The following is a 14503-nucleotide window of genomic DNA, read 5'->3' on the forward strand; positions in this document are numbered from 1 at the left end:
CGCTTCGGCAGCCACCTCAAGAGGCGAGGATGCTCACGCCGTCCCCGACCAGCTTGAGCCCGAGAACCAGGAAGAGCACGGCCATCACCGCGACGTTGTGCAGGACCGCCCAGTCGCGCCAGTTGCCGAGCACGTCCTTCGCCCGTTCGCCCATGAGCAGGTAGACGCCCAGCGGTGCGAGCACGCCCAGCGACGCGATGAGGACGAAGACGGCGAGTGTCGCGATCTGCTGCGGCACGGGGATTCCGGCAGAGCTGATCGAGGCGCCCGCGGCAACGGTCAGGGGTGCGTTCTTGGCGTTGGCCGCTGACAGCGCCAGCCCCAGCGCGAGGACCTTGACCGGGGTGAAGCGGTCGATCGCGGCCATCCACTGCGGCAGTCGAGCCTGATTGGCGTCGGTGGGGCGACGACGCCACTGGCGGGCGCCGAAGAGGACCAGCAACACACCCAGAGCGAGTTTCAGCGCCCCTACCCAGGTGGCGGGGTGCTTGTCGGTGGACCCGCCGCCGGAGCCCCCGACCAGCAGCATGATCGCCCCCAGTACCGCCAGCCCCAGGATCCAGCCGACGGCCAGCAGAGAGCCGTTGAGACGGCCGCGCGGTGTGGCAAGGACCAGGATCATCGCGACGATGGGAAGCGGGCTGACCGCGACACCTGCCGCCAGGCCGAGCACATCGCCTGCTGCGTGTCCCAAGGGGGCCTCCGCGAGGGGGGATCGGGCAGCCCGACGCGGGCGGGTGGCACGCCGGGGGAGACGACACAAGGGGTGCGTGTTCCACCCGCTCCTGTGCCCCTTCGCACATTGTCGGGCGGCATCGGCTGTGCGGCTCGGTGCCGGCGTCGAACGGGTGAGGGCCGAGTCCGGGCGCGGCGGCACCCTCTTCGGTCCGCGCCCTGGTTTCGCCCGTGCCTGTCGGATACGAGGTGGGCGGGCAGGTCTGAGCACCGGGATCCGCCGCTGGGTACGGCCGAGATCGGATCCTCGCCAAGTCCCCCGCCGATGCGCCGACTTGCTCACTGCTCCGAGCGCTCGGACCACATGGGTCGAGTCGACATGCCCGGTGCGCGCCGAGCCGCAACGGCGCTGCATCGGATCGGGTCGCACCGGCCGTTCCGGCTCCGTCGCGGCCGGAACGGCCGAGCGGTTGCGGGTACGTCGGCGAGCGGCCGCCCCCGATGGACACCCACATCCCGGTGACACCGCACGTCACGGTTCGGGTGACAGCTCGATGACGAAGACCCGGCCCGGGAAACCCTGGGCCGGGTCCTCGCGTCCTGTCCGGCATGGACCAGGAGAAGCAGCCCCGCGCGTACGGCGCCCATCAGGCGCCCGCGCACTACGAGTCGGGCGAGGGCTGTCTGACCACGCTCATCAGGATTCCGGTACGCATCGTGGTGCTGGTGATCGTCCTGCCCGTACGGATGGTCTGGGACGCGCTCGTCGCCACCTCCCGCGCCGCCGACCGGATGCTGCTGCGCCCCGTGGGGCGGGCGCTGGCCTGGCTGGGCCGGGTCCTCGTGGTGATCCCGCTGGTCCGGCTGTACGAGTCGGTCCTGACCCCGCTGGGGCACGGACTGCGATGGCTGGCCGCCGTGGTCGGCCGGGGCGTGCGGTGGCTGGGCGCGGCGGTCTTCGTGTGGCCGTGGGTGGCGCTGTGGCGTCACGTGGTCGTGCCCGTGGTCCGGTACGGCGTCGTCGCGCCGGCCGTCCGGCTCTACGCGTCGGTCCTCACCCCGCTCGGGCACGGGCTGCGCCGGGTGTACCGCACCCTGCTGACCCCCGTCGGACGGGGCGTCGCCGCCGTGACGGTGTGGGTACTCACCGCTCTCTTCGTATGGCCGGTGGCCGGCGTGTGGCGGTACCTCCTGGTGCCGCTCGCGTTCGCCCTGGACCGGCTCGTGAAGTACCTGATCGTCGCGCCGCTGGCCTGGACGTACCGGGCACTGCTCACCCCGCTCGGCCACGGCATCGTGTGGCTGGCCGGTGTGATGGCGAGCGGCGTCGTCGCGGCGGCCCGAGGACTGGGCACAGCCGTCGCCTGGCTGGTCATGACGGTGCTCGTCACCCCTGTGAGGTGGTTCTGGCGGCGGGTCCTCGCTCCGGTCGGCCGGGAGGTCGCCGCCGCGACCGGTGTCGCCTGGCGCGTCGCCGGGTACCTGTCGCGGGCCGTCGGCCGCGCTCTTGCCTGGCTGGCGTGGCATCTCGTCGGAGCTCCGGTGGCCTGGACCTACCGCACCGTGTGCACCCCCGTCGGACACTTCGTACGGGACATGGTCTGGGCCCCGGCCAGACGTGCCGCCGCAGAGGCGGGACGCGCGGCCCGGGAAGCCCTGCGTACCGCACGCGAGACCGTGCGCCAGGTCCGCCGCGACGCATGGCGGGCACTGGTCGGCGGGGGCCCGGTCCCCGAGCCCCGGGAACCGGTGGCCCCCCTTGCGCGTACTCTGGGTAGCACAACGACTGTGCCCAGCGCGGCGCCCGAACCAGAGATCTCCCTGCGAAAGCAGGGGTGAGCCGGACCGGACACCCCCGGGCCACCCGCATTTCGAGGGCGGCGTGCCACCGCGTCCGCTCCGCACCGAGGAGAAGAACCACTGGGCAAGCGACAGCCCGAAGGCCCGCCGCCCGCACCGGCAGTGCAGCGCATCCGATTGCGCTACACCAAGCGCGGCCGCCTCCGGTTCACCAGCCACCGCGACTTCCAGCGCGCCTTCGAGCGGGCTCTGCGCCGCGCCGAGGTGCCCATGGCCTACTCGGCGGGCTTCACCCCGCATCCCAAGGTGTCGTACGCCAATGCCGCACCCACCGGCACGGGCAGCGAGGCCGAGTTCCTGGAGATCGCCCTCACCGAGGCGCGGGACCCCGACACGTTGCGCGACCTGCTCGACGCGTCGCTCCCGGACGGCCTCGACATCACCGACGCCGTGGAGGCCCGCACCTCGGGTCTCGCCGAGCGGCTGACTGCCTCCGTCTGGGAGATGCGGCTCGACGGGGTCCCGTTCGAGGACGCCGAGAAGGCCGTCGCCGGTTTCCTCGGAGCCGAGAACGTCGAGGTCCAGCGCCGTACGAAGAACGGCATGCGGACCTTCGACGCCCGCGCCGCTGTCGCGGACCTGGAAGCCGTCGATCCCCAGGCTGATAGGCCGGGGGACAAGCCCTGTGCGATACTGCGGCTGGTTGTTCGGCACGTGACACCTGCCGTGCGACCTGACGACGTCGTGTCCGGTCTCCGCGTTGTGGCCGACCTGGCGCCGCCGGTCCCCGCAGCGGTGACCAGGCTGGCGCAGGGGCTCTTCGACGAGGAGTCCGGCACGGTGACCGACCCGCTCGCGCCCGACCGCGAGGCAGCCCCGACCGTGCTACCCACGGCCACCGGGACCGCCGTCGCGACGGCGCCGGAAGGTGCAGGTTCCGCGTAAGGCGGTCGTTGTAGCGCAGTCCCCGGACTCGGGAGCCACCTGGGTCGGGCCGCGCGCTGACCCATAAGACTTTCGCCAGGCCGTGCGTACATCGCGTACGGAACCGGCGAGCCAGACATTCAGCTCCCGTGCGGCGCCCGCGCCCCGGACGGCGGTACCGCGTTTCCCATGCGGACCGTGCCGGACCGGAATCAGGCGTGGCGCCCGGGAGCGTGACGGGAGAACCGCCCGCATGCTCGAACCGAACGAGCCCGGCACGACCGGGAACGCCGAAGAGAACAACACCCCCGGGGACAAGCTGCCGCCGCGCCGCAGGCGCCGTGCCGCTTCCCGCCCGGCCGGCCCCCCGTCGGGTGCCGCCGGCTCGGAGGCTGCGGCGCCGGCCATACCGGCCGTTGACGCCGCAGTGTCCGACACCACCGTCGCCGCCGACGAGGCGGAGGCCGCGCCGCCGGCGCGTTCCCGTCGCCGTGCGGTCCGCAAGGCGACCGCCGCCGCCGGTGCGCCGGAGACCGCCGAGGTCGTGGAGGCCCCCACCAGCGCTGTCTCCGCGGAGACAGCGGAGACCGCCCCGGCCGCAGAGACCTCCGAGGCCGCTGAGGCGCCGCGTGCGCGTCGCCGGGCGACCCGTAAGGCGACCGCTCCGGCGGGTGCGCCGAAGGCCGAGAAGACCACCGAGGCCGTCGAGACCGAGACCGCCCCCGCCGCGGAGACCCCTGAGGCCGCTGAGGCGCCGCGTGCGCGTCGCAGGGCGTCCCGCAAGGCCACCGCTCCGGCGGGCGCTCCGGCGGCCGCCGAGGTCGTGGAGGTCGTCGAGCCCACCCCGGCCGTCGAGACCGAGACGCCCGAGCAGCCCGCTGTCGCCGAGGCCGTCGTGGCCGAGGCGCCCCGTGGCCGTACCCGTCGCCGGGCATCCGCTCCGGCCGGTACGCCGCAGACCACGCCGGCCGACGCCGTCACCGCTGAGACGGTGGAGGCCGCACCGGCCGCCGAGGCAGCCGAGGCCGCCGAGCCGGAGGCCCCGCGCGGCCGTCGCCGTGCGGTCCGCAAGGCGACCGCTCCGGCGGGTGCGCCGCAGGCCGCCGAGGCCGCTGCCCCTGTCGAGATCGTCACCGAGACGCCGGTCGAGGCCGCTGCGGCCGAGGAGCCGGCCGCCGAGCCGGAGGAGGCGGCCGAGAGCGCCGCGCCGCGTGGCCGTCAGCGCCGCCGGGCGACCGCCGCCGCGGGCAGGCCGGAGTTCACCGGAAAGGTCGAGGAGCCCGCCCGCAAGAGCCGTCGCGCGACACGCCCGGCCGTGGCCGTCTTCCAGGCGCCGGTCTTCGCCGAGCCGATGTTCCAGACCCCGGAGACCGCCGCAGCCGCGGCTGCGGCCGCCGGCACCCCCTCGCGCTACGACGAGGCCGAGGAGGAGATCGAGACCGTCGAGGAGACCGCCGCGACCGACGAGGCAGCTGCTGAGGCGGCCCCCGTCGCCGAGGCCGCGCCGCAGGGCGGCTCCCGTCGTCGTCGCCGCCGTCGCGGTGAGGCCGCCGAGACCGAGCCGGCCGCCGAGCGGACGCCCGCCCCGGCCGAGGAGCCGGCCGAGGACGAGGCCGAGCTGGAGGCCGAAGGCGAGGCCGAGCACGAGGGCGACGAGTCGGACGAGTACGGGGACCGGCCCTCGCGCCGTCGCCGTCGTGGTGGCCGTCGCCGTCGCCGCGGTGAGCCGAGCGAGGCGGAGGAAGCCGCGGAGCAGCACGCCGACGAGCACGCCGCCGACACGACCGAGGACGAGCACGAGCGCGCTCACGAGGCCGACGAGGAGGAGGAAGAGGACCACGAGCTGTCCGCTTCCGGCTCCAGCAGCAGCCGTCGCCGGCGGCGTCGCCGTCGTCGTAGCGGTGACGCCTCGCCCGAGGCCGAAGCCGGTACGGACGACCCGGAGCGTACGGTCGTCAAGGTCCGTGAGCCCCGGAAGAAGGAAGCCGAGCGCGAGCCCGGCACCGGCTTCGACGAGGTCCAGTCCATCAAGGGCTCGACCCGTATGGAGGCGAAGAAGCAGCGCCGCCGCGAAGGCCGTGAGCAGGGCCGCCGTCGTGTCCCGATCATCACGGAGGCGGAGTTCCTGGCCCGCCGCGAGGCCGTCGAGCGCGTCATGGTCGTCCGTCAGAACGGCGAGCGCACCCAGATCGGCGTCCTCGAGGACAACGTGCTCGTCGAGCACTACGTCAACAAGGAGCAGGCCACCAGCTACGTCGGCAACGTCTACCTGGGCAAGGTGCAGAACGTACTGCCGTCCATGGAGGCTGCGTTCGTCGACATCGGCAAGGGCCGCAACGCCGTCCTGTACGCCGGTGAGGTCAACTTCGAGGCGCTCGGCATGGCTCACGGGCCGCGCCGGATCGAGACCGCGCTGAAGTCCGGCCAGTCCGTCCTCGTCCAGGTGACGAAGGACCCGATCGGCCACAAGGGCGCCCGTCTGACCAGCCAGGTCTCGCTGCCCGGCCGTTACCTGGTCTACGTGCCCGAGGGCTCGATGACCGGTATCAGCCGCAAGCTGCCCGACACGGAGCGCGCCCGGCTGAAGACCATCCTCAAGAAGATCGTCCCCGAGGACGCGGGCGTCATCGTGCGCACCGCCGCCGAGGGTGCGAGCGAGGACGAGCTGCGCCGTGACGTCGAGCGGCTGCAGCAGCAGTGGGAGGACATCCAGAAGAAGTCGAAGAGCAACGGCAGCGCCAACGCGCCGACGCTGCTCTACGGCGAGCCGGACATGACGGTCCGAGTCGTCCGCGACATCTTCAACGAGGACTTCTCGAAGGTCATCGTCAGCGGTGACGACGCGTGGGAGACCATCCACGGTTACGTCGCGCACGTCGCCCCCGACCTGACGGACCGTCTGTCGAGGTGGACCTCCGAGGTCGACATCTTCGCGACCTACCGGATCGACGAGCAGCTGATGAAGGCGCTGGACCGCAAGGTCTGGCTGCCCAGCGGCGGCTCGCTGGTGATCGACAAGACCGAGGCGATGGTCGTCGTCGACGTCAACACCGGCAAGTTCACCGGTCAGGGCGGCAACCTCGAGGAGACCGTCACCAGGAACAACCTGGAGGCGGCCGAGGAGATCGTGCGCCAGCTGCGGCTGCGCGACCTCGGCGGCATCGTCGTCATCGACTTCATCGACATGGTCCTGGAGTCCAACCGGGACCTGGTGCTGCGGCGTCTGCTGGAGTGCCTGGGTCGCGACCGTACGAAGCACCAGGTCGCCGAAGTCACCTCGCTGGGCCTGGTCCAGATGACCCGCAAGCGGGTGGGACAGGGTCTGCTGGAGTCCTTCTCCGAGACCTGTGTCCACTGCAACGGCCGCGGCGTGATCGTGCACATGGAGCAGCCGTCCACGGTCGGTGGCGGCGGCAACGGCAAGCGTGCGAAGAAGCGCGGCCGTGGCGGCGCCGGCGAGCAGCCCGAGGCTCTCGTCGAGCACGAGCACGAGCACGTAGAGGCCGAGGTGGAGACCGAGGCCGAGGTGGCTGCCGAGGTCGCCGCTCCGGTGGCACTTCCCGAGCCGGAGTTCGTACCGGACGAGGAGCTGTACAGCAGCCCGGCCGAGGCCGAGGCGGCCGCTTCGCGCGGCCGTGGCCGTCGGCGCGCGACCCGCAAGGCATCGGCCCCGGCCGGCGCCCCGAGGACGGCGCCGGAGCCCACCGCGGTCGTGGAGCCGGTGACCGAGCCCGAGCCGGTCGTCGAGGCCCCGGTGGCCGAGGCACCGCAGGGCCGTACGCGCCGTCGGGCGACGCGCAAGGCGACCGCTCCGGCGGGCTCGCCTGCCGCGGCCGAGCCGGTCGAGGTGCCGCTGCCCGTAGCGGACCAGGTTGCCGCCGAGGCCGTGGTGGTCGAGACCCCGGTGGTCGAGGCCGCGGTGGTCGAGGCCGCGCCCGAGGAGGTGGCCGCCCCGCCGCGTGCCCGGCGCCGGGTGACCCGCAAGGTCACCGCCCCCGCGGGCTCGCCCGCAGGTGCGGACGGTGCGGAGGTCGTCCTGGTGACGGGCTCCGTCGAGCCGAAGCCCGAGGCCGAACCGGCCCCGGCCGACGCCACCGCCGTCGCCCCGGAAGCCGCGGAGGCCGAGGCCCCGGCCAAGAAGACGGCCCGCAAGACCGCCAAGAAGGCCACCGCCAAGAAGGCAGCCACCAAGAAGACGGCTGCCAAGAAGACCGTCGCGAAGAAGACGACGGCCAAGAAGGCGGCGGCGAAGAAGACGGCGGCGGCGGAGCAGTAGTCGCCGTAGGCCTTGCAGAGGTCGGGCCTGACCGGGCCCGGCCTCTGCAGCAGCCGACGCAACCGGACCGGCCCCGTACGAGTGGCCGGTCGGAATGCGTTCGGCGCACTGCCGTACCCGCCCCGGTCCTCGGAGACCGCTCGGAACCGGACCCGGCCGGGGCGGCTTCGCTCAAGTGACCGAGGCAACTGTCCTCATGGCGTCGGTGAACGCACCATGACTGGACAATGAACTCGTAGAGCACGAGAACCAGGAAGCAAGGAGAACCTTCATGATCGGCCTGATACTCGCAGCCGGTGCCGGACGGCGTCTGCGCCCGTACACCGACACCCTTCCGAAGGCCCTGGTGCCGGTGGGCCCCGAGGGCGACGAGGAGAGCCTCACCGTCATCGATCTGACGCTGGGCAACTTCGCCGAGGTGGGGCTGACCGAGGTCGCGATCATCGTGGGCTACCGCAAGGAAGCCGTGTACGCCCGTAAGGAGGCTCTCGAGGCGAAGTACGGCGTCACGATCACGCTGATCGACAACGACAAGGCCGAGGAGTGGAACAACGCGTACTCCCTCTGGTGCGGCCGCGACTCGATCAAGCACAGCGTGATCCTCGCCAACGGCGACACCGTGCACCCGGTCTCCGTCGAGAAGACGCTGCTGGCCGCCCGCGGTGACGGCAAGAGGATCATCCTGGCCCTCGACACGGTGAAGCAGCTCGCCGACGAGGAGATGAAGGTCGTCGTGGACCCCGAGAAGGGCGTCCAGCGGATCACCAAGCTGATGGACCCGGCGGACGCGACGGGCGAGTACATCGGTGTCACCCTCATCGAGGGCGAAGCGGCCGACGAGCTCGCGGACGCACTGCGGACGACCTTCGAGCGTGACCCGGACCTGTACTACGAGGACGGCTACCAGGAGCTCGTCAACCGCGGCTTCAAGATCGACGTGGCGCCGATCGGCGACATCCAGTGGGTCGAGATCGACAACCACGAGGACCTCGCCAAGGGCAGGAGGATCGCGTGCCAGTACTGACCCGCCTCATACCGGCGCCGATCGTCGTCGATATCCGCGCGGGTGCCCTGGCCGATCTCGCGAGCGTCCTCGCGGACCAGCGGATCTCCAGCTCGGGCAAGCTGGCGGTGGCGATCAGCGCAGGGTCCGGTCAGGCGCTGCGCGAGCGGCTCTCGTCGAGCCTGCCGAGCGCTTCCTGGTTCGAGGTCGGTGGCGGCTCCCTCGGGGACGCGATCAAGCTTGCCGAGGCCATGAAGTCCGGGCGTTACGACGCCGTGGTCGGCCTCGGCGGCGGCAAGATCATCGACTGTGCGAAGTTCGCGGCGGCGCGTGTCGGGCTGCCGTTGGTCGCCGTCGCGACCAACCTCTCCCACGACGGTCTCTGCTCGCCGGTCGCCACATTGGACAACGACGCGGGCCGTGGCTCGTACGGTGTCCCGAACCCGATCGCGGTCCTGATCGACCTCGACATCATCCGCGAGGCGCCGGCCCGGTTCGTGCGCTCCGGGATCGGCGACGCGCTGTCCAACATCTCCGCGGTCGCGGACTGGGAGCTGGCCCATGAGGTCAAGGGCGAGGACATCGACGGCCTCGCCGCCGCGATGGCCCGCCAGGCCGGTGAGGCGGTGCTGCGCCACCCCGGCGGCATCGGGGACGACAGCTTCCTGCAGGTGCTGGCCGAAGGGCTGGTGATCACCGGAATCTCGATGTCGGTCGCGGGCGACAGCCGCCCCGCTTCCGGCGCGTGCCACGAGATCAACCACGCCTTCGATCTCCTTTTCCCGCAGCGTGCCGCCAGCCACGGCGAGCAGTGCGGTCTGGGCGCGGCGTTCGCGATGCATCTGCGCGGTGCCCGCGAGGAGTCCGTGCAGATGGCCCGGACGCTGCGGAGCCACGGCCTGCCCGTGCTGGCCGAGGAGATCGGCTTCACGGCGGACGAGTTCGTCTCGGTGGTCGAATTCGCTCCCCAGACCAGGCCCGGGCGCTACACGATCCTGGAACACCTGAACCTGTCCGTGGACGGGATCCGGGATGCCTACGCCGAGTACGTGAAGGCCGTCGAGGCCTGAATCAGGGGCCCGGTTTGACCGGCTGTCCAAGGCCCCGTAGCCTTGACCGTCGGCGTTTGTTCGCCACACCTCTGAGCACTGACCTCCCGCTCGTACGGGAGAGGCCGCTCGTCCAATCCGGATCGTCGCGGGTCTTCGGACCCGTGTGAGCGGCTGGCATCAGGGGTTTCCGTTCCGAGCGAGAGTGAGATCCGCGTGTACGCCATCGTGCGCAGCGGTGGCCGCCAGCACAAGGTTGCTGTCGGTGACATCGTTGAGGTTGACAAGATTTCCACTGCCCAGGTTGGCGACACGGTCGAGCTCTCGACCCTGCTCGTGGTCGACGGCGACGCCGTGACCAGCGACCCGTGGGTGCTGGCCGGGATCAAGGTCCAGGCCGAGGTCGTGGACCACCACAAGGGCGCGAAGATCGACATCCTTCGCTACAAGAACAAGACCGGCTACCGCCGTCGCCAGGGTCACCGCCAGCAGTACACGGCGATCAAGGTCACCGGTATCCCCGCGGCTGCGAAGTAAGGGACTGAGAAAAGATGGCACACAAGAAGGGCGCATCGTCCACCCGGAACGGGCGCGATTCCAACGCTCAGCGGCTCGGCGTCAAGCGCTTCGGCGGCCAGGCCGTCAACGCCGGTGAGATCCTGGTCCGCCAGCGCGGCACGCACTTCCACCCGGGCACGGGCGTCGGCCGTGGCGGCGACGACACGCTGTTCGCGCTCGCCGCTGGTGCGGTCGAGTTCGGCACCCACCGTGGCCGCAAGGTCGTGAACATCGTTCCGATCGCCGAGTAATTTCGGCGCTCGTCGAGCGGTTTCTGCGGAGGCGGACCTCACTTCCCGTTTGGGAAGCGGGTCCGCCTTTCGCATGTTTCTCCTAAGAGAGACAGCATGAGCTTGAAACATTTCTGCAGGTATGTAACTGGAGGTTCCCACCATGACCACCTTCGTGGACCGCGTCGAGCTGCATGTCGCCGCGGGTAACGGAGGCCACGGCTGTGCCTCCGTTCACCGTGAGAAGTTCAAGCCGCTCGGCGGCCCGGACGGCGGCAACGGCGGCCGTGGCGGCGATGTGACCCTGGTCGTCGACCAGGACATCACCACACTCCTCGACTATCACCACAGTCCGCACCGCAAGGCCACCAACGGCCAGCCCGGCGCGGGCGACCACCGCACCGGCAAGGAGGGGCAGGACCTCGTCCTGCCGGTCCCCGACGGCACGGTCGTGCTCGACAGGAACGGCAATGTGCTCGCCGACCTGGTCGGTCAGGGCACCACGTTCGTGGCCGGCCAGGGCGGCCGTGGCGGCCTCGGCAACGCGGCACTCGCCTCCGCCCGCCGCAAGGCCCCCGGCTTCGCGCTGCTCGGCGAGCCGGGCGAGTCCCGGGACATCGTCCTGGAGCTCAAGACCGTCGCCGACGTGGCTCTGGTGGGCTACCCGAGTGCCGGCAAGTCCTCGCTGATCTCGGTCCTGTCCGCGGCCAAGCCGAAGATCGCCGACTACCCGTTCACCACGCTCGTCCCGAACCTGGGCGTGGTCACCGCGGGCGGAACGGTCTACACCATCGCCGACGTCCCGGGCCTGATCCCGGGCGCCAGCCAGGGCAAGGGCCTCGGCCTGGAGTTCCTGCGGCACGTCGAGCGCTGCTCCGTCCTCGTACACGTACTGGACACGGCGACGCTGGAGTCCGACCGCGACCCGGTCTCCGACCTCGACATGATCGAGGAGGAGCTGAAGCAGTACGGCGGTCTGGACGACCGGCCCCGCATCGTCGTCCTCAACAAGATCGACATCCCGGACGGCCAGGACCTCGCCGACATGATCCGACCGGAACTCGAGGAGCGCGGCTACCGCGTCTTCGAGGTGTCCGCCGTCGCCCGCACCGGCCTCAAGGAGCTCTCCTACGCGCTCGCGGGTGTGATCGCCGAAGCGCGTGCCGCCAAGCCCGTGGAGGAGGCGACCCGCATCGTCATCCGCCCGAAGGCCGTGGACGACGCGGGCTTCACCGTCACGCTGGAGGAGGACGGCATCTACCGGGTGCGCGGCGAGAAGCCGGAGCGCTGGGTGCGGCAGACCGACTTCAACAACGACGAGGCCGTCGGCTATCTGGCGGACCGTCTCAACCGTCTCGGTGTCGAGGACGAGCTGATGAAGGCCGGCGCCCGGGCGGGCGACGGTGTGGCCATCGGCGCCGAGGACAACGCGGTCGTCTTCGACTGGGAGCCGACGATGGCGGCGGGTGCGGAGATGCTCGGACGCCGTGGTGAGGACCACCGTCTCGAGGCGCCGCGTCCGGCCGCTCAGCGTCGTCGCGACCGCGAGGCGGAGCGGGACGAAGTCAGCAAGGAATACCAGGAGTTCGACCCGTTCGCGTAGCGCGGGACGCCGAGGGGCCTGTACCGGATCAGAGAAATCTCTGATCCGGGACAGGCCCCTCGGCCGTTCTCGGAGCTTTCAGACCCAGGATTTGGCTTGATCCCATAGGGTAAATGGCGTGTTTTGTCCAAAGAATGGATAAACTTTCGCCCGGTGTGCAGCCTTTTGTTGCTTCTGCGTGTCTAGCTCGACGCGAGGACAGAAGCCCGCCCTCGCGCCGACCGAGGGGGCAGGGGAGCGTGATGACACCCACGCGGGGCTGCCCGGGGATTGCTGCGAGCTGCGGCCCGGCCGAAAGACACTGGTGAAGATTTCATTCCTGGTACGCGACCTGTGCCATATGGGCGGGGTGGTCAGCGCGACGCAGAACCTTGCGGGTGCACTCGCCTCCCGGCACGAGGTGGAGATCGTCGCGTTGCGCAAGGTGCGGGACACCTCGTACTTCCCGCTCGACCCGCGGGTCTCTGTACACGTTCTCACCGACCTGCGGGGGCATTCCCCTGCCTCCGACCTGGAGCACCCGTTGATCGGGGTCTTCCCGAAGGTCTACCCGGTCGACCCGGCGGAGAAGAAGCCGGTGGTCAGCAGGCTGGCCGAGCTGCGGCTGCTGGAATTCCTGGCGACCACCGACTCCGACGTCGTGGTGAGCTCCAGCCCGCGTAACACGATCATGCTCTCGTACGCCGAGGGCGACTACCTGCGGGTCACGCAGGAGCACTCGATGCCCTCGATCTACGCGAAGTACTACCAGGGCCGACTGTTCAAGGCGTACCACTCGCTGGACGCGCTCACCGCCCTCACGCCCGAGGAGGCCGAGAGCATCGGCAGGCAGGTGCCCGGCGTGCGTAACCGGCTGGCCGTCATGCCGAACTGCGTGCCCGCCGCCCCGATGCAGTCCAAGAGCACCAACAAGGTCATCGTCGCTGCGGGTCTCCTCAAGGAGAACAAGAACTTCGCGGCGGTCGTCGAAGCCTTCGCCACCGTCGTACGCAAGCACCCCGACTGGCGGCTGCGTATCTACGGCGAAGGAACGGAGAAGGCCAATCTGCGCAAGCAGATCGAGAACCTCGGCCTGCACAACACCGTCGCCCTGATGGGACCGGTCGCCCCGGTCGCCCCGGAATTCAGCAAGGGGTCGATCTTCGTGGTCCCGTCCAAACGCGAGGCGTTCGGCAATGTGATCGTCGAGGCGATGGCCGCCGGTCTGCCCGTGGTCAGCACCGACGCCGACCACGGACCGCGCAACATCATCACCCACGGCGAGGACGGTCTCATCGTCCCGTGCGACAACACCGATGCCATGGCCGAGGCCGTCCTCGAACTGGTCGAGAACGACGAGCGCCGCAGACGGATGGGCGAGGCCGCGGTACGCAATGCCGTGCGCTTCCACGAACCCGCGAGCTGTGAACGCTTCGAGGCGATCCTGAACGATGCGTTCGCCCGCCGGGCACTGCCGACGACGGCCGGCGCGCAGGTGGACCCGGAGGGATCGGTCCGGATCGACGTGGGCGCGCTGCCCCCACGGGCGCACGGCGCCGAGATCGTCTGCCGCCTGGTCGGCAGGCCGGACCAGGAGGAGCGGTTCGCGATCGACCCCGCGGGCACCGCCGTGGTGCCGTGGCGAGGCGGACTGCCCGAGGGGACCTATGAGCTGTCGGTACGCACCCCGGAGGGCAACGAGGTGCCGCTGACGGTGGACGGTTACGGCTGCGACTTACGCGATGTGTTCAATGTGCCGTTGCCCCGGGAGAACGGCGCCCCGGCTCTGGAGCTGCTGTTGCCGCACCGGGGGGAGATGGACCGCCTCCGGATCCGCAGCGTGGTGCGTGACGCCCATGTGGAGATCGACGCGCTGGTGGTCGGCACCGAGACCATCGAGGTGGAAGCGCTCGGCTGGGGTGTGCAGCTCGGCCGGGGCGCGGTCCTGGAGGCCGTGCAACGCAAGGACAAGGAACAGGTGCTGATCTTTCCGGTGGCGGCCGTGGAGGGCCGTCGGATCACCTCCCGGGTCGACTGTGCCGCGCTGGTGCGTGCGCACGAGGGACCCGAGCTGATCTGGGACATGTGGCTGCGGCCGACGGCGGAAGCGGACCGGGTCCAGGTCGGCAAGCTGGCCACCGACGTCCTGGAACCGATCGGGGTGTTCACCTTCCCCCGCCCGGTGGTCCGGGTACTGCCCGAGCCCAGCACGACCGTGCTGGCCAAGGTGGGGCGCCGGATGGCCAGGGCGCTGAACGGCGGCAAGCCCGTACCGCCTCCGGTCACCAGGATCGAGATCAGGCCGTACTTCACGGCCCTGTCGCAGCTCGCCTTCAAGACGGTGGACGTACAGCCGTAGGACGGCGCGGACAGGGAACAGAAGGGCGGGCCCCCGGAGATCCTCTC

At 70.8% G+C, this 14503-nt stretch carries 10 protein-coding genes; 9 read left to right on the plus strand and 1 reads right to left on the minus strand.

The genetic code is table 11. The annotated features are described in order from the left end of the window. Window positions 1-16: 16 nt before the first annotated feature. Window positions 17-694, minus strand: a complete 678-nt coding sequence (locus tag OG963_RS29685; protein ID WP_093774354.1) for a GAP family protein — start codon at window positions 692-694, stop codon at window positions 17-19. 590 nt (window positions 695-1284) lie between these two features. Here OG963_RS29685 and OG963_RS29690 point away from each other — a divergent pair. The 9 genes from OG963_RS29690 to OG963_RS29730 all read left to right on the plus strand — a co-directional run bounded on the left by OG963_RS29690 (window position 1285) and on the right by OG963_RS29730 (window position 14456). Further along, complete coding sequence (locus OG963_RS29690; protein WP_093930283.1) at window positions 1285-2514, plus strand: hypothetical protein; 1230 nt, start codon at window positions 1285-1287, stop codon at window positions 2512-2514. Window positions 2515-2637: 123 nt separating this feature from the next. Next, a complete protein-coding gene (locus OG963_RS29695; protein ID WP_371799649.1) occupies window positions 2638-3420 on the plus strand; it encodes a TIGR03936 family radical SAM-associated protein in 783 nt (260 codons plus the stop codon). Between the two features lie 232 nt (window positions 3421-3652). Then, window positions 3653-7675, plus strand: coding sequence for a ribonuclease E/G (locus OG963_RS29700; RefSeq protein ID WP_371799650.1), 4023 nt, complete (start codon window positions 3653-3655; stop codon window positions 7673-7675). A 271-nt stretch (window positions 7676-7946) separates the two neighbouring features. Beyond that, window positions 7947-8699 carry a sugar phosphate nucleotidyltransferase gene (locus OG963_RS29705; protein WP_030921221.1) on the plus strand — a complete coding sequence of 251 codons (753 nt, stop codon included), beginning with the start codon at window positions 7947-7949 and terminating at the stop codon, window positions 8697-8699. Next, window positions 8687-9748, plus strand: coding sequence for an iron-containing alcohol dehydrogenase family protein (locus tag OG963_RS29710; protein WP_030921219.1), 1062 nt, complete (start codon window positions 8687-8689; stop codon window positions 9746-9748). The genes OG963_RS29705 and OG963_RS29710 overlap by 13 nt, the downstream gene beginning before the upstream one ends. A 195-nt stretch (window positions 9749-9943) precedes the next feature. After that, window positions 9944-10264, plus strand: coding sequence for a 50S ribosomal protein L21 (gene rplU / locus OG963_RS29715; protein WP_030921216.1), 321 nt, complete (start codon window positions 9944-9946; stop codon window positions 10262-10264). A 14-nt stretch (window positions 10265-10278) separates the two neighbouring features. Continuing rightward, window positions 10279-10536 carry a 50S ribosomal protein L27 gene (rpmA, locus tag OG963_RS29720; RefSeq protein ID WP_028813462.1) on the plus strand — a complete coding sequence of 86 codons (258 nt, stop codon included), beginning with the start codon at window positions 10279-10281 and terminating at the stop codon, window positions 10534-10536. 142 nt (window positions 10537-10678) lie between these two features. After that, window positions 10679-12118 (plus strand): GTPase ObgE, encoded by a 1440-nt coding sequence (obgE, locus tag OG963_RS29725; RefSeq protein WP_030921211.1) that lies wholly within the window; start codon window positions 10679-10681, stop codon window positions 12116-12118. Between the two features lie 304 nt (window positions 12119-12422). Then, window positions 12423-14456, plus strand: a complete 2034-nt coding sequence (locus OG963_RS29730) for a glycosyltransferase family 4 protein (protein ID WP_371799651.1) — start codon at window positions 12423-12425, stop codon at window positions 14454-14456. Window positions 14457-14503 lie beyond the last annotated feature (47 nt).

The organism is Streptomyces sp. NBC_01707 (assembly GCF_041438805.1).
In the GTDB taxonomy this organism is placed as follows: domain Bacteria; phylum Actinomycetota; class Actinomycetes; order Streptomycetales; family Streptomycetaceae; genus Streptomyces.

Bases quoted from the DNA above. Each gene is read 5' to 3' on its own strand.
- OG963_RS29690 (WP_093930283.1), top strand. From the start codon at position 1,285: ATGGACCAGGAGAAGCAGCCCCGCGCGTACGGCGCCCATCAGGCGCCC.
- OG963_RS29700 (WP_371799650.1), top strand. From the start codon at position 3,653: ATGCTCGAACCGAACGAGCCCGGCACGACCGGGAACGCCGAAGAGAAC.
- OG963_RS29705 (WP_030921221.1), top strand. From the start codon at position 7,947: ATGATCGGCCTGATACTCGCAGCCGGTGCCGGACGGCGTCTGCGCCCG.
- rpmA (WP_028813462.1), top strand. From the start codon at position 10,279: ATGGCACACAAGAAGGGCGCATCGTCCACCCGGAACGGGCGCGATTCC.
- obgE (WP_030921211.1), top strand. From the start codon at position 10,679: ATGACCACCTTCGTGGACCGCGTCGAGCTGCATGTCGCCGCGGGTAAC.